The sequence below is a fragment of the Lysinibacillus sp. LK3 genome (assembly GCF_001043675.1).
GTDB lineage: Bacteria > Bacillota > Bacilli > Bacillales_A > Planococcaceae > Lysinibacillus > Lysinibacillus capsici.
The window spans coordinates 149,861-170,326 of record NZ_LDUJ01000007.1; the positions used below are offsets into that span (position 1 = coordinate 149,861).

Below are 20,466 nucleotides of genomic sequence, written 5' to 3' on the forward strand. Positions count from 1 at the left end.
AATATAAATATATAACTCTCTTATTTGCCTTACAGTTGTATTTTATTCATAATAAAATCATCAATAAACCAATAATCTATTTGAATTGTTGTTTATACAACACTTTGAAGAAATTGTTTAAAAAGGAGTGTAAGTAATGACCTCATCTAAGACAGATCTTCGTGTTATACGGACTCGTAAATTAATCATGGATTCTTTCATTACACTTTCTAGTAAAAAAGAGTTCAAGGATATAACGGTTAAGGATATTACGACAGAGGCTATGATTAATCGTGCGACTTTTTATTATCACTTTGAAGATATATATGATTTGTTAGAGAAGGTCCTATCAGAAGTATTATTAATTAATTTGAATGATGACTTTCTACAACATAACGAACTTAATGAAGGAGCTTTCATTATTCTCTTTAAAGCGATAACTAATTTTCAAAAGTCATTGTCTAATCGTTGTCATAGAGGCTATGAAGAGACAATTGCTCGCATTATTAGAGAGCAGCTTGAAATTATCTTTTACAAAATGTTATTGAAACAAAATGCAGCGACAGAGAACGAAGCGTTAAAAATGACTGCTGTAATATTAAGCTGGGGAATCTATGGCGCTTCTATAGAATGGAGAACTAGCAATCAGGAGATACAGCCCGAAGAATTTATCAAACCTGCAATTCCTTATTTAATGGCAGGTATTGATGGCAAAAATAAAAGTGAATAAACACCTATGAAATGCTATAAGTGTTTACTCACTTTTGGTGGTTTAGAGATTTTGTTGTTATGATTATCTTTTTATTTTTGGACAGGAGATACAATAATCATTTGCTTCATCAGAGGTATGATAATAGAAACAACATGTTTTTCTCAAGCGTACAGGTTGCTCCGATTCCATAATTGTCACTTTAGGACCACAATAGTCCGTCAAAGGATTTTTTCTCTCTCCAAAAATGGAGCCTGGTGCTAGGTTTACAATATAGTGATAATCCTCTTGTATACGAGCCTTTTCTTGCTCACTGGCTCCTTCCCCTATTTTCGTTTCATAGAGCCAATTCACATAAATAGCTGTGTTTTCCCATAAGATTGTTTTTGGAATTTTACTTATTTTCGCTAATGACTGCCAAACCTTCGCTAAATTATTCGCAAAGATTTCTCTAAGAACCTCATCACGCCATTTTTCACGGTCTTCAGTAGGTATTGACACTGTGCGATCGATTAGCCGAATAGTAGGAAGCCAAGGTTTTGAATATTCCGCTTCTACCCACATATTTTCAATTCTGCAATGTAGTCCTTTATCGTATCTGGACATAGCATAGAAGGCTGAAGCTATCGTTAAGACGCTATAGCGCTTCGCAAACAACGATGCCGTAACTAGGATAGAAGGCGATTGAAAGAAATGGGCAATTTTTTGCAAATAATCTAGAGCTTGTTCATTGTCCAATAAATTTTTGGCATATAAAGAGTATGTAGCATCTACTGCAGGCTCTATCGACAATCGATACTCTCTTAGTAACACGGATGTTTCTTCAGCTGACAGTGATAGGCTCAACAGATCCCTACCTCTAATTCCACTGTTTGAACTGTTCGCCCCTTGCCATGTGGCACACATAAAGGTGTACCAAAGAGCGGATCTTTAATAATGGTACAATCCATACGAAAAACAGCCTGGACCATCTCTGCTGTCACCACTTCCTCTGGCTTGCCTTGGGCATAAACCTGTTTATTACGTACCGCCACAATATGATGGGCATAGCGACAGGCTAAGTTTAAATCGTGTAATACCATAACGACGGTACGCCCTTCCTTGTCATTTAAATCAAATAGTAAATCTAAAATTTCTACTTGGTGTGCCATATCTAAATAAGTTGTAGGTTCATCTAGTAAAATAAGATCTGTTTTTTGCGCTAATGTCATAGCAATCCATACACGTTGCCGCTGACCACCTGATAATGCATCTACTGGACGATCGGCAAATTCAGTCATCTGCGTTACTGCAAGCGCATTGTTTACAATTTTTTCATCCTCCGTAGACCATTGCTTTAACCAACTTTGGTGTGGATAACGACCTTGCTTAATCAATTGCTGAACAGTTAATCCTTCTGGTGCAACAGGGCCCTGCGGTAGAATAGCTAAACGTTTCGCTACCTCTTTCGTTGAAATGGCATCTAGTTTATTCTCATCTAAAAAAATTTCACCCGACTTCGCTTTTTGTAATCGTGCAAATGTCCGAAGTAGTGTAGATTTTCCACAACCGTTAGCCCCAACTAGTACTGTAATTTTTCCTTTTGGTATTTGAAGATTCAAATCCTCTAAAATAAGATTTTCTCCATAGCTTACATGTAAATTTTGTGCTTCTAAGACATGTTTCAAATTCCTGTCACCTTCTTCTCCCGCTTTTAACTTTTTTATCATGAAGCTTTATTTATTGCGCGTTCTAAATAATAAATAAATAAAGAATGGTGCGCCAATTGCAGCAGTAAAGACTCCTGTAGGTAAGTCCTTTGGTAAAAAGGCTGTGCGTGCCACCATATCAGCCACAATGACAATGATTCCACCTATAATAGCTGTCACAGGAATTAATCCTGCAAAGGAACGCCCAACAAGCATTCTACTCATATGAGGAGCCACTAATCCAACAAAGGCAATGCCACCAGCAAAAGCTACTGCAGAACCAGCTAGCATGACACTAATGAGTAGAAAAAGTAAACGATACACTTGTACTTTTACTCCTAGCCCTATCGCTATTTCATCGCCTAATTCCTTCACATTCACCGTTCTTGCTAAAATAAATGTTAGTGGCACTAAAATGACTAGCCACGGTAATAGCAAATAGACATCCTGCATATTGGCCCCATACAAACTACCTGTCAGCCATAAATAGGCTTTCGTTGTAGCGGCTACATTACTGATTACAAGCAGCATCGTCACAACCGCCTTTGCTAAAGCTGAGATGCCAATTCCAATTAGTACCATTCGAATTGGTGTGACTCCTTTTCTCCATGATAGTAGATAAATGACGAAGGAGACAATACCGGCTCCTAATATAGCAGCTAACGGTAAAAATTGAATGCTGACTGATCCCATAAAGTACACGATAAAAATAATTGCACCCATCGATGCTCCGCTCGTTACACCAATAATATCAGGCGCAGCAAGAGGATTACGGATAATTCCTTGTAAAATTAAACCGGCAACTCCCAGCGCAGCACCAACTAATAAGGCCATCAACACACGCGGGAGCCTTAATGTATGTAAGACAAAATCGTAATCTCCATTGCCATAGCCTAATAATTCTTTCACCACTGTGACAGGATGGATAAACTCGCTCCCCGCAGATAAACCAAGAACCGTAATGAGGACTAATAATAAGCTTAAAAGTAGTTGAATCCAAGCCGTTCTTTTAGCAATTTGAAAAGATATACGATTAGTTTTCGTTCGAACCGACACATAATTAGGCATTTTTTGCTAACCCCTTTCGTGCAATATAAATGAAGAAAGGAGCTCCGATTAAGGCAGTCATGACACCAATCGGCATTTCCAATGGCATAATCACATATCTTGCCGCAATATCAGCCAACAGTAGCAATATTGCTCCTAATACGGCACTGTAGGGAATAATCCAGCGATAATCTGTGCCAACAAGTTGGATCGCCATATGAGGGACAATCAAGCCAATAAACCCTATTGAACCTGCAACAGCTACTGAACTGCCTGCCAGTATGATAATAATTATGCCTAGTGTGATTTTCGTGAGCATTGTTCGTTGTCCTAATCCTTTGGCAATATCATCTCCTGATTGTAAAATATTGATTGAACGCCCCATAAATATTGCCACAACTGTCACTCCTAAAATAAACGGTAGGACAGGCACGAGCATTTCAATACTACGCCCCGATACAGAACCTGCTAACCAAAACAGGACACTTTGTAAACCTTGTTCATCGATGACTAAAAGCCCCTGCGTAAACGAGACAAAAAGAGCTGTAATCGCTGCACCAGCTAATACTATTTTTATCGGTGTTAACCCATCTCTTCCTAATGAGCCTAGGAAAAAAACCATCGCCCCCGCTGCACCTGCCCCTAAAAAGGCAATCCACATATAGCTCATTAAAGATTGAACGGAAAAAAGAGTAATAGCACTGACAATAAAAAATATGGCCCCTGCATTAATACCTAAAATATCAGGAGCTGCTAAAGGATTTCTTGTTAATGCTCGCATTAATGCGCCCGCAATGGCAAGGCTTGCGCCAACTACTGTAGCGATCACAGCTCTTGTAAATCTAGATGTTCGAATAATGACATGCTCCTTGTCAGCAGCATCAAAATGAAAAATAGCATCATAGATTGACGAAAAAGGTATGGACGTTTGACCAATAGCTATGCTGAATATAAATGCCAGCAAAAGAATCAAACAGCTGATGAATAAACCTATTTGTTTCATCGGTGTACTGGAAAGAATAATTCTCATGTTTTGCCAACTTTCTTGATCCACGATTTAGCTTATGTAGGTTTCAATTATGCTCAAACACTACAATGAGAGGGCTGTTATTCAAGTATTCTCTAACACTTTTAACAGCCCATCCTTCATTCACTATTTTTCTAATTCAAACTTGTCATAAATATCATCTAGCATTAAATTAGCACTAGTAATACCACCTGCTAGATTCCAATTAATTTCATCTACCTGATAAACTTGATTCGCTTTCACTGCGTCAAGCTCTTTCCAAAGTGGATGGTTTGTCCAATCTTCATAAGTTTTTTTCACTGTCTCATCATTTTCCATAAACATATAAATAACATCAGCATTCATTTGTGTGATGCTTTCCTTGTCAGTTAGCTTCACAATTTCTAAAGAATCATCTGTTAAATTTTTAGGACCTTGGAATCCAAGCTCAGATAAAATAGAACCCGCATAACCTGTCACATAAATACGAGCATGGTCTGCTCTGAAGTTGACAACAGAAACATGGAATGGCCATTTATCGCCAAGCTTCTCTTTGATTTTTGTTTGGAAATCAGCTACTCGTGTATCCCAATCGCCAAGTAATTCATTCACCTTATCTTCTTGATTCATTGCTTGACCCATCATTTCAGCTGTTCCTTTGAAATCGAAAACCGTTTCATGAGCAACTGTTGGTGCAATCTGCGATAACTGATCATAAATTTCTTCATGACGTACTTTAGAAGCAATAATTAAATCTGGTTTAAGCTTTGCAATTTCTTCAAGGTTTGGTTGTGTTTCTTGTCCTACAATTGCAACGCCATCAAGCTCATTCTTCATATAATTATAAACAGGCGCTTCTGCCCAAGATTCTACTACCCCAACTGGTTTAATGCCCATAGCAACTGCAACATCTGTTGCGCCTTGATATAGTGTAACGATTTTTGTAGGTGTGCCTTCAATCGTTGTAGTACCCATTGCATGTGTAATCTCACGACTAGAAGATTCTGATTCAGTGTTGCTTTCTTCTGCTTTGTCGTTCTCTTGTGAACTACTGGAGTTCGATGTTTTCTCCCCACACCCAACTAATAATAACGCGAAGGTTAATAGTAGTGTGAAAAGTACAAAAAAGTTCTTTTTTTGCAGTGATAATTTTGGCATACATTTCCTCCTAAGAAATAATCGACAACGATAATCATTATCAATTAAAGAGTATACTGTACGATTGTTTTATTGACAATATCTATTTTTTCAAAAAACATACTTTTTTAATAAAAATTTATTTACATTATGACGCTAGGAAGAACGTTATTTGAAAAACCTATTCATCGTGTAGAAAACCACGCATTTGGCTGGTTGTTAGACTCATTATCTTCACTTTGAAAATATGTGCTATTTTGTTCACTACTGTTAGACATGAAAGAAGTTTTGCAGCATGATCAGGGGAGGATCATCGCCCTTTGGAAAGGACGATGATGGAACGGAAAACGCCTCGCCCCGCGAAATTGATTTTCCTGCCGTTGACATCATCATTTTCAACAATATGTCATGCTTTCATTTCACTCAAAGACGTAGGCAAATTGATTATAGATTTTCTACTATTTTAGTTACTTGTTAGATTTACCTATGCATTAATAGGCAAATAAATAGACCCTATCGACGTATATCTCATATCTTAATAATGAACTACAACTTATCAAAACAGGAGGTAATAACATGTTTCAACGAAGACGCCATCCGGCTAAAGGTCCACACTGCTGTCCGCCACAAATGATGCCAATGCAATATGATCCACCACAATTTTTACCACCAGAGCAATATGTACGTACAAATTATATCCATACAGTTGTTCCACACGTACAACCTGCACATGTTACAACAGTGAACAAACATATGATTGATCATCAGTATTATTTCCCATGCACAGAATCTGTCGTGAATGAATGCTGTGAAACACATACAATGTGCGGTATGCCACCTAACCCTTGCCATATGCCACACCATCATAAACATATGCGCTAATACTAAAATAACGATGGGGTTGTCATATGACCCCATCGTTCCTAATATGTTCAGAAAAAAACCGAGTACCCTCTATCAGGCACTCGGTATCTTTATGATTAATACATTTTTAAATATTGATCGCGTTCCCATTGATGAACAGTTGTACGGTACATATCGAACTCGATTTCTTTTGCTTCTTTAAAGTTTGCATAAATATGCTCACCTAATGCTTCCTGTGCTACTTGATCTTTAGCAAGTAATGTTAGTGCATCATCAAGTGCTGCAGGTAGGTTTTCAATACCATTTGCTTGACGCTCTTCTTCCGACATCACATAGATGTTGCGGTTAATAGCAGCAGGTGGTGTTAGGCTTTGACGAATACCTTCAAGACCTGCTTCTAAAATAACTGCCATCGCTAAATATGGGTTTGCAGAAGGGTCTACAGAGCGTACTTCAACACGAGTTGAAAGGCCACGTGCAGATGGAATACGAATTAATGGTGAACGGTTTTGTGCAGACCATGCTACATAACATGGTGCTTCATAACCTGGTACTAGACGTTTATAAGAGTTAACTGTTGGGTTTGTTACAGCTGTGAAACCTTGTACGTGTGCAAGAACACCCGCCATGAATTGCATAGCTGTTTCAGAAAGACCTAATTCTGTAGATTCATCATAGAACGCATTTTCTTTGCCTTTAAATAGTGACACGTTAAAGTGCATACCAGAGCCCGCTTCACCAAATAGTGGTTTTGGCATAAATGTAGCGTGTAAGCCATGTTTACGAGCGATTGTTTTAACCACTAATTTGAATGTTTGGATGTTATCACACGCAGTAACAGCATCCGCATATTTAAAGTCGATTTCGTGTTGTCCTGGAGCTACCTCATGGTGTGATGCTTCAATTTCAAAGCCCATTTCTTCTAGCTCTAACACAATATCACGACGGCAATTTTCACCAAGATCTGTTGGCGCTAAATCGAAATAACCTCCATGGTCATTTACTTCTAATGTTGGTTCGCCTTTTGCATCTAATTTGAATAAGAAGAATTCTGGCTCAGGCCCTAAATTGAAGCTTGAGAAGCCCATTTCTTCCATTTTTTTAAGAATTCGTTTTAGGTTGTTACGTGGGTCACCAGCAAACGGTTCGCCTTTCGCAGTGTATACATCACAGATAAAACGTGCTACTTTCCCTTTTTCAGAAGTCCAAGGGAATACTACGAAAGTATCAAGATCAGGATATAAATACATATCAGATTCTTCGATTCGAACGAAACCTTCAATAGATGAGCCATCAAACATCATTTTATTTTCAAGTGCTTTGTCTAATTGACTTACAGGAATCTCAACATTTTTGATAGTGCCAAGAATATCTGTAAATTGTAAACGAATAAAGCTTACGTTTTTTTCTTCGATGAGACGTTTAATGTCCTCTTTTGTGTATTTACCCACAGTTTTCCACACTCCTATAATTTGTCTAGCTTTTATGTTTACCCTACCCTATTTATTAATAGAATCGAGATAAATCCCCTCTTCGGATGGACGATTTTTGCATGCGCTGTGCTTGACGCATTTCTTCGCGCATAATTTGGCGTAATTCTGAATCACTTAAATCTTGCTCATCAGTTGTTGCAACAGGATTTTTCTTTTTAGCAAATATTTTTTTAATCTTCGCCATATTCATACCCTGTTCTAAGTAATCTTTAACCTCAAGCAATGTGTCGACGTCATTTAGTGAAAACATACGTCGATTGCCTTCTGTTCGGTGCGGCTCAATTAAATGGTGTTCTTCATAATAACGAATTTGTCTTGCCGAAAGCTCTGTTAATTGCATCACGATACTCATCGATAATAACGGCATAGTTCGTCTAATTTCACGACTCATTTAAGTCCTCCTCCAATACCCGCTTATCATATAACGAAATTTTTTTACTGTCAACCAACCATGTAAGGTTATCTAACATGGTTGGCACTATTTTTTTCAATTCGATTAAAAATTGTAAAAAACTATTCATATTTAGGCTTTATCTATTGTCTTGTTATGCTTTTTGAATGGCTTGAACCGCACTGCAAATAGCAAATTTAACGTGTTCATATGTTAGTCCCCCCTGGATAAATGCTGTATATGGAGGTCGTATTGGGCCATCCGCTGTTAGCTCAATGCTGGACCCCTGAATAAATGTTCCAGCTGCCATAATGACATCATCTTCATAGCCTGGCATATAGGCTGGTTCAGGAGCATAATGGGCATTTATCGGTGAGTTCGCTTGTATTTCACGACAAAAATCAATCATTTGCTGAGCCGTTTGGAACGATACTGATTGAATTAAATCTGTACGCTTCGCATGATAGCTCGGAGAAGTGCTCATGCCGATTTCCTCAAGCATTGCAGCTGTAAATATCGCCCCTTTTAGTGCTTGCGATACAACATGTGGTGCTAGGAAAAACCCTTGATAAAAATCACCTAGTGTATTTAATGTGGCCCCCGCTTCTGCTCCAATACCTGGAGATGTCATACGATAGGCACATTTCTCCACTAAATCTGCGCGTCCAGCAATATAGCCACCAATTTTAGCCAAGCCTCCACCTGGATTTTTAATGAGCGATCCTGCCATTAAGTCAGCCCCGACCTCTGTAGGTTCCTGCGCCTCTACAAACTCGCCATAGCAGTTATCTACAAAAATAATAGCTTTCGGAGCTAATTTACGTACCTTTACACACATATCTGTAATTTCTTCAATTGTAAAGGATGGACGTGTTGCGTAGCCTTTTGAACGCTGAATCGCAATCATTTTGGTTTGTGCTGTAATGGCCTCTTCAACACCTGCCCAATCAATGACCTGATTATCTAGTAAATCCACATGTCGATAACCGATTTTATAATCTTTCAGTGAACCTGTATCTTTATCACCACCATCGACAATGGATTGCAATGTATCATATGGCTGACCCGAAATATAAAGCAGCTCATCACCAGGACGCAAAACACCGAATAGACTAAGCGTGATTGCATGTGTGCCTGAAATAATTTGCGGTCGGACTATGGCTGCCTCTGCACCAAATACTTCGGCATAAACACGCTCTAGATTATCCCGCCCCTCATCATCATAGCCATAGCCGTTTGATGGGTGTAAATGATAATCACTTACTTGATGCTTTCTGAAAGCTGCTAGCACCTTCTGCTGATTGTAGAACGCCATTTCTTCTACCTCGGCATGATAAGGCCGAACTTGCTCCTCTACTTTTGCCGCTAACGATAGCGTTTCTGTTGATAAATTTGATGTAAACGTCATTCTTTCTTCTCCATTTCACAATGTCTCGCATTTCAATCAGTAAGATTTATTGACTATCTAAATTGACTTCAATCACTCTAGAATTCCCTAACCAACTACTGGTATATAAACGCTTTTGACGAATGTTTTTCTTTATTTTAATCACATTTTATCAATTTGTATGTGCACCTGTAAAACTTGCCTATTGTTTCTAAGAGGATTTTACGCTAAGCTAATGTGCGGACTCATTTCAAGATGCGTATTTAATGACCGATTTTGGCTATTAAATTCATAGATTCTGTTACGTAAAAAGTCTTTTAACTTTTAATAAAGTTTATTTATTGATAGAAGGGGTGAAAGGGATGGCTTGGGAGGTTTTTAGTATTATAGGAACAATTGCCTTTGCTATTTCTGGGGCAATTATTGCCATGGAAGAAGAATACGATTTATTCGGTGTATATATACTTGGTATTGTGACTGCTTTTGGTGGAGGAGCTATCCGAAATTTACTCATTGGACTACCTGTCACAACACTTTGGGGACAGGATATGATGTTTCAAATAGCGCTTGCTGCGATTACGATATTCTTTATTTTTCCGCATCATCTGATTCAACATTGGCATCGTTGGGGTAACTTCACAGATGCGATTGGCTTATCAGCATTCGCTATTCAAGGCGCACTCTATGCTGTTAAGCTTGATATGCCAGTAAGCGCAGTCATTGTAGCTGCTGTTTTGACAGGTTCAGGTGGTGGTATTGTACGAGATTTATTAGCTAGAAGAAAACCATTAGTTCTCCGTGATGAAGTTTATGGTGTTTGGGCAGCTCTTGCAGGATTGCTAATCGGATTCGAGGTTTTTACAGGAGACATTTTCCTTTATATTTTATTCGCAGTGATTACAGCTTTACGTATTCTTTCCTATATGATGAAGTGGCGCTTGCCATTACGAAAGTTAAATCGTGCATAAACACCATTCAGCCAATGACCAAAAATTAAGTCATTGGCTGTTTTATTGTTTTTATCTTTTTAACAACTGCATTGATTCTTCTAAAGTCACCATGTTTTTCATCATCGAGCAAGCTGCATCTAAAATAGGAAAGGCTAAGGCTGCTCCAGAACCTTCGCCTAAACGCATATTCATGTGCAACATTGGTTCAATGCCTAGTAAGGCAGCGGCAATTTTTGTCCCTGGTTCCTCTGAAACATGGGAAGGAATGATATAATCGATTACTTTTGGTTCGAGCTTATAAGCAATGAGGGCTGCTATAGTTGAAATAAATCCATCAATGACAACGGGTTTACGATGGGCAGCAGCGCCAAGAATAATACCTGTCATCGCCCCTATCTCTAACCCTCCAACCTTAGCCAGAACATCAATAACATCATTTGGATTAGGCTGATTTAAGGTAATTGCTTTTTCAATAACTGCCGCTTTATAGGCAATGCCTCCTTGGCCTACTCCTGCACCAAACCCCGTTACTTCGATAGGGTTGCATCCCGTCAAAACAGCTAATATCGCAGCACTTGGTGTTGTATTGCCGATGCCCATTTCTCCAGTCCCAAGTACATCAGCACCTTTTATGATTTCCTCAGTGGCCACACGGATTCCTACTTCTATCGATTGAATGGCTTCTTGTTTGGCCATAGCTGGACCTTGTGCCATGTTATCTGTACCATATTTAATTTTATGAATAATGACACCTGCATCAAGTGGAATATCTTCTTTTACACCCACATCTACTGTGACCACCTTTGCATTGGTAATCCCCGCAATCGCACAAACGCCTGTACCCCCCTTAGGAAAATTTAATGTTTGAAAGACCGTAACATCTTGTGGATTCGTGGTTACACCTTCCTCGCAAACACCATGATCTGCAGCACAGACAATCATCACTTTTTTGTCGACCATCGGATATAATTGTCCTGTTATACCAGAGAGCTGTACGGCAAGTGATTCTAGTTTACCCAAGCTACCTGGGGGCTTACAAAGCGCATCAATCCGCTTTCTAGCTTGCTCCATACTTTTCATATCAGCCCCCTGAATGTTTTGAATCGTGTCTTGTAATAATTGCATGATTATTTCTCCTCTCGTTCTCATTAAGACAAAATAAAAAGTCTGTAGTTTATTGTCATGACAAATAAACTACAGACTTTTCCATCATCTATATCTTCTATAGCATGTAGGCAGGTCTCCTGGCTCAAGTTCAACATCTCATAGTACCTTCCCAGCAATTTGCTAGTGGCATACACTACGAAACTCCCTCATACAGTGGCGGGTCCGCTAAAGCTTTTCACTTTATTCCCTATTCTCCCTAGTGGGCACCTATTGCTTTATGTAATTATGTTAAATCTACTTTACAACTTTTTTAGTGTCAAGAGGAAAAAATTTTTTGAGTGTTAACTTAGTACATACTGCTATTCACAATAAAAGCTTATCAAGTGCTTGTCCCAATAAATGAATCCTTCACTTGATTCCTAGTCTTCCATAATTAGTGCTTTTTAGAATTCTCTATGTCTAACACTCGGCTTGTACAAAAATCCATTACTGAATCAATTGCCATAACAAGTAAACTCAGACTTTTCAATCATCTCTATCTTCAATAGCATATGTTCTGCCAATTCACTGAGTAATGTTGAACATAAAAGTTGAAACCTTAATAATCTGTTCAATGTAAACATAAATTATTTCTATGATTAAAATTAGGGTAAGTATCAATAGTAAAACGATGAAAAGTTAGGAGTAGATACGATGAATGCAAAACAATTAAGAAACGCTATTGCTGAAACCTGTGAAACGCACGATAGCCTCTATGCCAAACTCGTAAAACCGATCAATCAGTTGTTAATCAATATCGACGCTTCGATCAGTGAAGAGACAGCAAATAAAATACTAGAAAATTTAAAGTTATTTCATAGTGGTGATAAATACATTACGGAGTGTCATTTCGAGGAGAGTCAAAATTTCTTGAAAGATGGCATTGAGCTTCTCCAAAAAGGGGATTTGGCGAATGGAGCACTACAAATTTATGGAGCTGGTCTAAACTTTGCTAGTTATGCTTCAAAAGTGCAGGGACAAAAAAATGTTAATATCTACAAAAACTTTGAAGAGAATTTTAATTTTATCATGGATGCCTTGAAAAAATAATCATGAAAAAAGAAAGAGTGTATACTCTTTCTTTTTTCATGATTTATTTAAATTCTAATTCTCCATCATAAGCCAGCATGCCGCCTTCAAGGTTTGTTACATCAAATCCTTGTGCCTCTAAGTAAGCACACGCATTGGCAGAACGAGCTCCAGCCTTACATACAATAATATATGGCTTTTCTACATCTAATTCCTCTAAACGTTCAGGGATAGTTCCGAGTGCAATATGTTGAGCACCTGGGATCATGCCATGGGCTACTTCATCCTCTTCACGTACATCGATAATATATAGGTCCTCATTTGCATCTAACAGATCTAATAATTGTGTTGTTTCCATTGTTTTCATAAACTTTGTCCTCCAAAATATCAAATTCCACTATCATTATAGCTTGTAGCAAAAAAAACAGCCAGTGTGAGAACACTAACTGTTTAACAAACTTATTATACTTCTGTCTCTAAAAACTCTATTTGTTTTGCTGGTACGAATGTAGAAATGGCATGCTTGTAGATTAGGTGCTGCTTATTTTCAGCATCAAGTAGTAATACTGTAAAATTATCATATGATTTCACAGTCCCTTTTAACTGAAATCCGTTTAACAGAAATACAGTTACAAAAACACTGTTTTTACGTAGTTGGTTCAAGAACGTATCTTGCAAATTGATTGATTTCATCAAATAGCCTCCCTACTAACTTTCTACCTCTTCATTCCTATAGTAGCACGTTCTACCAATTTATCAATTAGTAATTTTTAGAAATTTTTCTTTATTCTTATAATCGATCATCCGGCGTAATAAAATGGACATCCATTTTATTACGGAAATAAGTAAGCTGTCTTTTTGCATAGCGACGGGAATTTTGTTTTAAGCTATCAAGGGCTTCCTCTAGGGTACATTTGCCATCTAAATAATCATATAATTCTTTATACCCGATGGCTTGTATAGACTGTACTCCACGGATATTTTGCTGCCATAATCCCTTCACCTCTTGCAGAAGACCATTTTCCACCATTAAATCAACACGACGATTAATACGGTCATATAGCACGTCACGGGACATGTTTTGACCTAGACCTAAAATAACATGGTCGTAAAGGGGTACTTCCCCTCGATTTTGCGCTTCAGCTGCTTTTGATACACCGCTTAATTCCAGCATTTCTAATGCACGAATAACACGACGTGTATTGTTTGGATGGATTGTCTGCGCTGTTTGAGGGTCTAGTTGTTTTAGTTTGTCATGCATTGCCTCAGGGCCAAGCTTTGCTAATTCCTCATAGTAGGCTTTTCGTGCTTCTTCATCTACTTTTTCATCAGTAAATTGGAAATCATAGAGGACAGCTTGTACATATAAGCCAGAGCCTCCTACTATTATAGGTAATTTTTGACGAGCTTGTATTTCCGCGATCTTCGCACGTACTAATTTTTGATAATCTGCTACCGAAAAAGATTCTGTAGGCTCTAAAAAGCTAAGTAAATGATGAGGAACGCCCTCCATCTCTTCTTCGGTAATTTTAGCTGTCCCAATATCGAGCCCTTTATAAACTTGCATGGAATCACCATTAATGACTTCACCGTTATATTTTTTTGCCAGTTCAATGCTTAATGCCGTTTTACCTGAGGCAGTCGGTCCCACTATTGCTACGACCTCTGCCTGCTGCAATTTAGTTTCTATCATATTTTTCTAACCACCGTAATAAAACTTGAAAGACCGCTTCTTGATTGTCTTCATTTAAAATTTCATGTCGTTTATCCTCGAATAAATAAACCGTTACATCCTCTACACCCACCGCTGCTAACTGTTCAGCAACTTTGTAAACGCCTAGCCCCTGTTCACCAACCGGATCTTTACTGCCACTAATCAAGAGAATAGGGAGGTCTTTTCTTACTTTTGCTAATTCTCTTTTACGATTTAGTGTGGCAAAGCCAGTTGTCAAATCCACGAAAAATTGATTCGTTGGAATAAAGCCACAATAGGGATCATCGATATACTTTTCCACCTCTTGTTGTACTGAACATAACCAATCATAGGCAGTCTTCGGATTAGGAAATTGCTTATTAAAGCTACCAAAGCTCAATTGATTTAACAGCTTACTTTCAGTTTCTTTTCCTAGTCCCTTTGCTAAAGCCTTGGCTACTAGATTTCCTACAGCATGCAAGGCTGTCACATTTCCAGTGCCGCAGAGAATAACATTATCAACTTGCTCTCCGTATAATTGAATATAGCGTCTAGTAATGAAAGAACCCATACTATGGCCAAAGAGAATTAATGGTACATTAGCGTATGGTACGTGAAGTTGTGTAATCACTTCATGAGCATCTTTTACAACACGCTCAAAGCCGTTTTCTTCAGCAAAAAAGCCCAATGTCCCATTATATGCTGCCGTTTCACCATGCCCACGGTGATCGTGCATCGTCACAACATAGCCTGCTGCGTTGAGTGTTTTCGCAAATGTTAAATAGCGACCGCTGTGCTCTGCCATGCCATGCAAAATGTGAATATGTCCAATACATGGCGTTGAAGGCTCCAATGTTCGCGTGAAGACAAATTGTTCATCCGACATTTGAATATAACGCTCCATCCCTTACTCCCCTTCTTTCACAAAATTTGTTGCATCGTTAATGGCTTGCTCTAATTCAGCAATATATCTATTTTTTTGCTCCTCTGTATAATTTAAGCGTTGTTGCATCACCTGAATCACTTGCTGTTTATAAAGTTTTACTGCTTCAATATCGAAGTATAATAAACCAGTCCGACGGATAAAGAAGTCGCTTGGTGTATAGACCATTTCGGCTTCAATGCCATACAGTAGCATCGCATGTAAGGCAAGAGGCATTGTACTACCATGTTCATGTAAAAATTTCACCCGATCAAATAAGGCATCTACATTCGTGCCATACTTTTGTACGAGATGCTTGGCTTCATCATAATTTAAGCCATATTGTACGCCTTCACGAGCTTTATAGGCAATATAGTCAGGGAAATTAATAGCGTTAATTCCCTTTGCACCAGAAAGTGCTAGCTCACGTGTTAAACAGGCACTTGCATGCTTGTAGCGACGGGACTTCACAATTTTATCCACAATCGTTTCAGCCATTTGGCGATAGCCCGTAAGCTTGCCACCCGCAATCGTCATTAAACCACTTGGCGCTGTCCAAATTTCATCTTTCCTTGAAATTTCTGATGGATCCTTACCTTTTTCATAAATCAGAGGTCGGACGCCTGCCCAAGAGGATTCAATTGTGTCTCTTGTGATAGTAGCAGTTGGAAAGACCTTTTTAGCAGCCTCAATTAGATAATCCACATCTTTTTGTGTTGCCACTGGATGTACAGGATTACCTTCATAGACAGTATCCGTAGTCCCTACATAGGTTTTGCCATCTCGTGGAATGGCAAAGGCCATACGACCATCAGCAATATCAAAATAAACAGCTTGCTTTAGCGGGAAATCCTTTTGTTTGAGGACAATATGAACGCCCTTTGTTAGACGTAATTGCTTGTTATCTGCTACTTTATCTTTTTGTCGTACGTCATCAACCCAAGGACCCGTTGCATTCACAATTTGGGCGGCATGGACATTGAGCATTTTCCCCGTCACATGATCCCTCACTTTAATGCCAACAAGCTTTTTCTTTTCATAAATAAATTCCGTCATTTCAGCATAGTTGAGGCAAAGCGCTCCATATTCTACAGCCTTTTTTAATACTTCAATTGTTAGACGGGCATCATCTGTACGGTATTCTACATAATAGCCACCGCCGACTAAGCCCTCTTGATTGAGTAAAGGCTCTAATGCCAGGGTTTCCTGAGCATTTAACATCGTTCTACGTTCATGTTTTTTGACGCCTGCCAAGCGGTCATAGACCTTTAATGCCATAGATGTTGTGAAGGGACCGAGTGAACCCTTTTTATATAAAGGTAATAGCATTTTTTCAGGCGTTGTGACATGTACAGCATTATCATAAACAATTTCACGCTCTCGCCCTACCTCGGCTACAACTCCTACATCAAATTGCTTTAAATAACGTAGACCACCGTGAATCAATTTGGTTGAACGGCTCGACGTACCAGCTGAAAAATCTTGCATATCAATTAATGCGACAGAAAGGCCTCTTGATGCGGCATCTAATGCAATTCCTGCACCTGTAATACCACCACCAATGACTAATACGTCAAAGCTATAGTGCTCTAGATAATATAAAATTTTTGGTCGCTGCTCAAATGAAAACATACCTTTCTCCCCCAATAGCTATGATTTAAAAATTCGTGTTGCCTCTACAGCCTTCTGCCATCCTGTATACAGAGCTGTGGCTTGTTCTTCATCCATGTGAGGTTGATAGGTTTCCCCACTCACCCATAATGCAGATAAAGCCTCTTGGTTTGGCCAGAAGCTTGTCGCAAGCCCCGCTAAATAGGCTGCACCGAGTGCTGTTGACTCATTCAGTTTTGCTAGCTCTACTTGTAGCTGTAAAACATCACTTTGGAACTGCATTAAAAATTGATTTTTGACAGCTCCACCATCTACACGGAGTACTTCAATCGGAGTACCTGCTGCTTCTTCCATTGCATCTAGTACATCTTTCGTTTGATAGGCTAATGATTCTAGTGTTGCTCGAATAAAATGTTCTTTTGATGTTCCACGTGTTAACCCAAAAATGGCGCCACGTGCATCTGTATCCCAGTAAGGTGTACCGAGTCCAACAAAAGCAGGGACAACATAAACCCCATCGGTATGATCTACTTTTCTAGCATAGGATTCTGAATCCTCTGCTGTACGAATCATCCTAAGTCCATCGCGTAGCCATTGAATAGCTGATCCTGCTACAAATACACTACCTTCCAATGCATAGGTCACTGTCCCATCAATTCCCCACGCAATGGTTGTCAATAAACCATTTTCCGATGTCACTGCCTGCTCTCCTGTATTTAATAGCATAAAGCAGCCAGTGCCATACGTGTTTTTAGCCATTCCTTTGGTAAAACAAGTTTGTCCAAAAAGTGCGGCTTGCTGATCACCCGCAATTCCAGCTATCGGAATTTTTTCTCCAAAAAATATACTTGGAGTCGTTTCTGTATATATTTCTGATGAATTTCTCACTTCTGGAAGCATGGACATTGGGATAGCTAAAAGCTCACAAAGTTCCTCATCCCACTTCAATTCATGAATATTGTAGAGCATTGTTCGAGCTGCATTTGAGTAATCGGTCACATGAGCCTTTCCCTTTGATAATCGCCAAACAAGCCATGTATCAATCGTCCCAAATAATAAATCCCCATTGTCTGCCTTTTCACGAGCACCTTCAACATTATCTAAGATCCATTTAATTTTTGTCGCTGAAAAATAAGCATCTAAGCGAAGCCCTGTTTTTTGCTGAAAATGTTCTTCTTGTCCTTGTTCTTTTAAGGTATTCACAATGTCCTGTGTTTGGCGTGATTGCCAGACAATCGCATTGTAAATGGGCTGACCTGTGTGTTTATCCCACACCACTGTTGTTTCGCGCTGATTGGTAATGCCGATCGCATGAACCTCACTTGCTTCATGGCCACTTTCGGTTAATACCGCCGCAATAACGGACAAGATAGAACCCCATATTTCATTGGCATTATGCTCTACCCAGCCAGCCTTTGGAAAAATTTGTTGAAATTCTTTTTGTGCTACATGAACAATTTGACCTTTTTTATCAAATAAAATGGCTCTTGAACTTGTCGTTCCTTGATCAATCGCTAAAATAAATTCACCCATCCATTTTCCCCCTCTCCCTTACATAACCCGTTTAAACATTTTTTCCACTTCATATGATGTAAAGTGAATAAGCACTGGACGTCCGTGTGGGCATGTAAATGGATTATCTGCATAGCGTAAATCTCGTAGCAATGTTTCCATTTGCTCTTTTGTTAAATAATGATTGGCTTTGATTGACTTTTTACAGCTCATCATAATTGCGGCTGCCTCACGTAGTTTTTTGATATCAGCCTTTTTAGTTGTCAACACCTGTTCAATTAAATCCTCAATGATTTCCTGTTCCTCCCCTTGTGGGAACCAACTCGGATGCTCACGTACAACAAAAGATGACTGTCCAAATTCCTCTAAAAATACGCCTACAGCTTCTAATTCATGCCTGTGTTCTCGTAAGATCAGTGCTTCATCTGCTGCATAATGGAATGTTAGTGGTAACAATAATGCCTGACGTTCATGAGGATTAACTTGACCGACTTTTTCACGGAAGAATTCGTATTTAATACGTTCCTGAGCAGCATGCTGATCAATTAAATAAAAACCATCCTCCATTTGTGCGACAATGTATGTGCCATGGATTTGTCCCACTACTTCGAGTTCAGGAAAGGGTTCCTTCGTAGGCGTCTCTTCCAATATTTCCGACTGTGCAGCTATTGTTACTTCATCAATTGTTTCAGCCTCTATTTGTGGTGTAGGCTGCCAACTTTCCTCTCGAACCGTAGAAATTAGCTTAGGCTCATCTATCTGTTCAAGATTGTTTTCTTGAATGGTTTGGGCATCATATAATTTTTCTACGATGGCATTCATTTTCTCCACATCAATCTTCGGAGCAGGCTTCCAAATGTTTAATTGCTCAGTAGCTGGTTTAACTATTTTTTCTTTCTTTTCCATTTGTGGGACTCGAATAATGTTGCGTATTGTTTCACGAATGGTTTCCTCTATTAACTTCAAAAGCTCAGCCTCTTTACTTAAACGAATTTGATGTTTTGCAGGATGCACATTCACGTCTGTTAAGTAAGGATCACCCTCTATATATAGAACAACTATTGGGAAGCGCTCGATAGGTAAATACGTATGGTAAGCATCCACAATGGCCTTTTGTACTAAATAATGCTTGACCCAACGACCATTAACAAATAGAGTCATATAATTTTTAGAAGCACGTGTTACCTCTGGTAAGGATACAAAGCCAGAAATTCGATAATCATGTGACTCGCCTTGGAATAACACCATTTTCTTGGCATTATGTATTCCATAAATAGCTGCAAGCACTTGTTGTACATCTCCTCGGCCATTTGTTTGCAGTAGTTGTTGACCATTATGCAATAATCTAAATGCTATTTGTGGGTTACCAAGTGCGAGGCGATTCATCAGGTCTATTGTATGCCCGAGTTCGGTTTGAATGGTTTTCATATATTTTAAACGGGCAGGTGTATTAAAGAATAGCTGGGAGACTGTTAAATCAGTCCCTTTACGTAACGGACCAGGTTTATGAGTGAGGATATGTCCACCTTCAAGTTCTAAATGTGTTCCAGATTCACCATTTGATGTAATCAATGTCATTTTAGAAACAGAGGCTATGGATGCTAAAGCCTCACCACGGAAGCCAAGTGTTCGAATACGAAATAAATCATGTTCCTGATGAATTTTACTAGTAGCATGACGAGAGAATGACATTAGAGCATCCTCTTCATCCATACCGCTACCATTATCTATTACTTGAATAGAAGTGAGACCTGCTTCTAGTAAAAAAACATCAACGGACGTACTCCCAGCATCAATAGCATTTTCCACTAGCTCTTTGACAACAGAGGCTGGCCTTTCTACTACCTCTCCTGCTGCGATTTTATTGGATAGCCATTCGTCCATAATTTGTATGTTTCCCAC

Annotated in this window: 20 protein-coding genes and 1 riboswitch; of the genes, 4 read left to right on the forward strand and 16 right to left on the reverse strand. The window is 38.9% G+C overall.

Features of this window, described 5'->3' with window-relative positions:
• The first annotated feature begins 136 nt into the window (after positions 1–136).
• A complete protein-coding gene (locus VK91_RS05175) occupies positions 137–709 on the forward strand; it encodes a TetR/AcrR family transcriptional regulator (RefSeq protein WP_048391376.1) in 573 nt (190 codons plus the stop codon).
• A gap of 63 nt (positions 710–772) precedes the next feature.
• On the opposite strand, the gene VK91_RS05180 is transcribed toward VK91_RS05175, so the two are convergent.
• The 5 genes from VK91_RS05180 to VK91_RS05200 form a co-directional block, all read right to left on the reverse strand.
• Positions 773–1,534, reverse strand: a complete 762-nt coding sequence (locus VK91_RS05180; RefSeq protein WP_048391377.1) for an IucA/IucC family C-terminal-domain containing protein — start codon at positions 1,532–1,534, stop codon at positions 773–775.
• Complete coding sequence (locus VK91_RS05185) at positions 1,531–2,397, reverse strand: ABC transporter ATP-binding protein (protein ID WP_231595585.1); 867 nt, start codon at positions 2,395–2,397, stop codon at positions 1,531–1,533. Before VK91_RS05185 ends, VK91_RS05180 begins: the two co-directional genes overlap by 4 nt.
• 6 nt (positions 2,398–2,403) lie before the next feature.
• On the reverse strand, positions 2,404–3,444 hold the full coding sequence (locus VK91_RS05190; protein WP_048391381.1) for an iron ABC transporter permease: 1,041 nt from the start codon (positions 3,442–3,444) through the stop codon (positions 2,404–2,406).
• A complete protein-coding gene (locus VK91_RS05195; RefSeq protein ID WP_048391383.1) occupies positions 3,437–4,453 on the reverse strand; it encodes an iron ABC transporter permease in 1,017 nt (338 codons plus the stop codon). Before VK91_RS05195 ends, VK91_RS05190 begins: the two co-directional genes overlap by 8 nt.
• A gap of 123 nt (positions 4,454–4,576) precedes the next feature.
• Entirely contained in the window at positions 4,577–5,587 is a 1,011-nt protein-coding gene (locus tag VK91_RS05200; RefSeq protein WP_048391385.1) for an ABC transporter substrate-binding protein, read from the reverse strand.
• Between the two features lie 555 nt (positions 5,588–6,142).
• Here VK91_RS05200 and VK91_RS05205 point away from each other — a divergent pair.
• Positions 6,143–6,448: a CotD family spore coat protein gene (locus VK91_RS05205; RefSeq protein WP_016991980.1), complete on the forward strand. Its 306-nt coding sequence runs from the start codon at positions 6,143–6,145 to the stop codon at positions 6,446–6,448.
• Between the two features lie 98 nt (positions 6,449–6,546).
• Here VK91_RS05205 and glnA read toward each other — a convergent pair whose 3' ends face one another.
• From glnA to VK91_RS05220, 3 genes are all read right to left on the reverse strand, one after another.
• Complete coding sequence (glnA, locus tag VK91_RS05210) at positions 6,547–7,881, reverse strand: type I glutamate--ammonia ligase (RefSeq protein ID WP_004225810.1); 1,335 nt, start codon at positions 7,879–7,881, stop codon at positions 6,547–6,549.
• A 55-nt stretch (positions 7,882–7,936) separates the two neighbouring features.
• On the reverse strand, positions 7,937–8,314 hold the full coding sequence (locus VK91_RS05215) for a MerR family transcriptional regulator (RefSeq protein ID WP_004225812.1): 378 nt from the start codon (positions 8,312–8,314) through the stop codon (positions 7,937–7,939).
• Positions 8,315–8,468: 154 nt separating this feature from the next.
• A complete protein-coding gene (locus tag VK91_RS05220) occupies positions 8,469–9,722 on the reverse strand; it encodes a methionine gamma-lyase family protein (protein WP_048391389.1) in 1,254 nt (417 codons plus the stop codon).
• Between the two features lie 341 nt (positions 9,723–10,063).
• Between VK91_RS05220 and VK91_RS05225 the strand changes: the two genes are divergently transcribed.
• A complete protein-coding gene (locus VK91_RS05225; RefSeq protein ID WP_004225816.1) occupies positions 10,064–10,669 on the forward strand; it encodes a trimeric intracellular cation channel family protein in 606 nt (201 codons plus the stop codon).
• Positions 10,670–10,720: 51 nt separating this feature from the next.
• Here VK91_RS05225 and cobT read toward each other — a convergent pair whose 3' ends face one another.
• A complete protein-coding gene (gene cobT / locus VK91_RS05230; protein ID WP_048391391.1) occupies positions 10,721–11,776 on the reverse strand; it encodes a nicotinate-nucleotide--dimethylbenzimidazole phosphoribosyltransferase in 1,056 nt (351 codons plus the stop codon).
• Positions 11,777–11,867: 91 nt separating this feature from the next.
• Positions 11,868–12,044: riboswitch (cobalamin riboswitch) on the reverse strand.
• Between the two features lie 407 nt (positions 12,045–12,451).
• On the opposite strand from cobT, the gene VK91_RS05235 reads away from it, so the two are divergent.
• Positions 12,452–12,847: a hypothetical protein gene (locus tag VK91_RS05235; RefSeq protein WP_048391393.1), complete on the forward strand. Its 396-nt coding sequence runs from the start codon at positions 12,452–12,454 to the stop codon at positions 12,845–12,847.
• A gap of 43 nt (positions 12,848–12,890) precedes the next feature.
• Here VK91_RS05235 and VK91_RS05240 read toward each other — a convergent pair whose 3' ends face one another.
• From VK91_RS05240 to mutL, 7 genes are all read right to left on the reverse strand, one after another.
• The gene (locus tag VK91_RS05240) at positions 12,891–13,193 is read right to left on the reverse strand and encodes a rhodanese-like domain-containing protein (protein ID WP_009371183.1); all 303 of its coding nucleotides are present in this window, start codon (positions 13,191–13,193) and stop codon (positions 12,891–12,893) included.
• A gap of 95 nt (positions 13,194–13,288) precedes the next feature.
• Complete coding sequence (gene hfq / locus VK91_RS05245; protein WP_004225825.1) at positions 13,289–13,519, reverse strand: RNA chaperone Hfq; 231 nt, start codon at positions 13,517–13,519, stop codon at positions 13,289–13,291.
• A 97-nt stretch (positions 13,520–13,616) separates the two neighbouring features.
• Positions 13,617–14,519 carry a tRNA (adenosine(37)-N6)-dimethylallyltransferase MiaA gene (gene miaA, locus VK91_RS05250; protein WP_048391396.1) on the reverse strand — a complete coding sequence of 301 codons (903 nt, stop codon included), beginning with the start codon at positions 14,517–14,519 and terminating at the stop codon, positions 13,617–13,619.
• Positions 14,506–15,423: an alpha/beta fold hydrolase gene (locus VK91_RS05255; RefSeq protein ID WP_016991959.1), complete on the reverse strand. Its 918-nt coding sequence runs from the start codon at positions 15,421–15,423 to the stop codon at positions 14,506–14,508. Before VK91_RS05255 ends, miaA begins: the two co-directional genes overlap by 14 nt.
• 3 nt (positions 15,424–15,426) lie before the next feature.
• Positions 15,427–17,073, reverse strand: a complete 1,647-nt coding sequence (locus VK91_RS05260) for a glycerol-3-phosphate dehydrogenase/oxidase (RefSeq protein ID WP_048391398.1) — start codon at positions 17,071–17,073, stop codon at positions 15,427–15,429.
• An 18-nt stretch (positions 17,074–17,091) separates the two neighbouring features.
• Complete coding sequence (glpK, locus tag VK91_RS05265) at positions 17,092–18,585, reverse strand: glycerol kinase GlpK (protein ID WP_048391400.1); 1,494 nt, start codon at positions 18,583–18,585, stop codon at positions 17,092–17,094.
• A gap of 18 nt (positions 18,586–18,603) precedes the next feature.
• On the reverse strand, positions 18,604–20,466 hold the full coding sequence (mutL, locus tag VK91_RS05270; protein WP_048391402.1) for a DNA mismatch repair endonuclease MutL: 1,863 nt from the start codon (positions 20,464–20,466) through the stop codon (positions 18,604–18,606).

What these genes read in the sequence shown, in the direction of transcription:
- VK91_RS05175 (WP_048391376.1), top strand. Translation starts at nt 137, where the DNA reads ATGACCTCATCTAAGACAGATCTTCGTGTTATACGGACTCGTAAATTA.
- VK91_RS05215 (WP_004225812.1), bottom strand. Translation starts at nt 8,314, where the DNA reads ATGAGTCGTGAAATTAGACGAACTATGCCGTTATTATCGATGAGTATC.
- hfq (WP_004225825.1), bottom strand. Translation starts at nt 13,519, where the DNA reads ATGAAATCAATCAATTTGCAAGATACGTTCTTGAACCAACTACGTAAA.
- VK91_RS05200 (WP_048391385.1), bottom strand. Translation starts at nt 5,587, where the DNA reads ATGCCAAAATTATCACTGCAAAAAAAGAACTTTTTTGTACTTTTCACA.
- VK91_RS05225 (WP_004225816.1), top strand. Translation starts at nt 10,064, where the DNA reads ATGGCTTGGGAGGTTTTTAGTATTATAGGAACAATTGCCTTTGCTATT.
- VK91_RS05260 (WP_048391398.1), bottom strand. Translation starts at nt 17,073, where the DNA reads ATGTTTTCATTTGAGCAGCGACCAAAAATTTTATATTATCTAGAGCAC.
- VK91_RS05235 (WP_048391393.1), top strand. Translation starts at nt 12,452, where the DNA reads ATGAATGCAAAACAATTAAGAAACGCTATTGCTGAAACCTGTGAAACG.
- glpK (WP_048391400.1), bottom strand. Translation starts at nt 18,585, where the DNA reads ATGGGTGAATTTATTTTAGCGATTGATCAAGGAACGACAAGTTCAAGA.
- VK91_RS05190 (WP_048391381.1), bottom strand. Translation starts at nt 3,444, where the DNA reads ATGCCTAATTATGTGTCGGTTCGAACGAAAACTAATCGTATATCTTTT.
- VK91_RS05255 (WP_016991959.1), bottom strand. Translation starts at nt 15,423, where the DNA reads ATGGAGCGTTATATTCAAATGTCGGATGAACAATTTGTCTTCACGCGA.
- VK91_RS05240 (WP_009371183.1), bottom strand. Translation starts at nt 13,193, where the DNA reads ATGAAAACAATGGAAACAACACAATTATTAGATCTGTTAGATGCAAAT.
- VK91_RS05205 (WP_016991980.1), top strand. Translation starts at nt 6,143, where the DNA reads ATGTTTCAACGAAGACGCCATCCGGCTAAAGGTCCACACTGCTGTCCG.
- VK91_RS05195 (WP_048391383.1), bottom strand. Translation starts at nt 4,453, where the DNA reads ATGAGAATTATTCTTTCCAGTACACCGATGAAACAAATAGGTTTATTC.
- VK91_RS05185 (WP_231595585.1), bottom strand. Translation starts at nt 2,397, where the DNA reads ATGATAAAAAAGTTAAAAGCGGGAGAAGAAGGTGACAGGAATTTGAAA.
- cobT (WP_048391391.1), bottom strand. Translation starts at nt 11,776, where the DNA reads ATGCAATTATTACAAGACACGATTCAAAACATTCAGGGGGCTGATATG.
- miaA (WP_048391396.1), bottom strand. Translation starts at nt 14,519, where the DNA reads ATGATAGAAACTAAATTGCAGCAGGCAGAGGTCGTAGCAATAGTGGGA.
- VK91_RS05220 (WP_048391389.1), bottom strand. Translation starts at nt 9,722, where the DNA reads ATGACGTTTACATCAAATTTATCAACAGAAACGCTATCGTTAGCGGCA.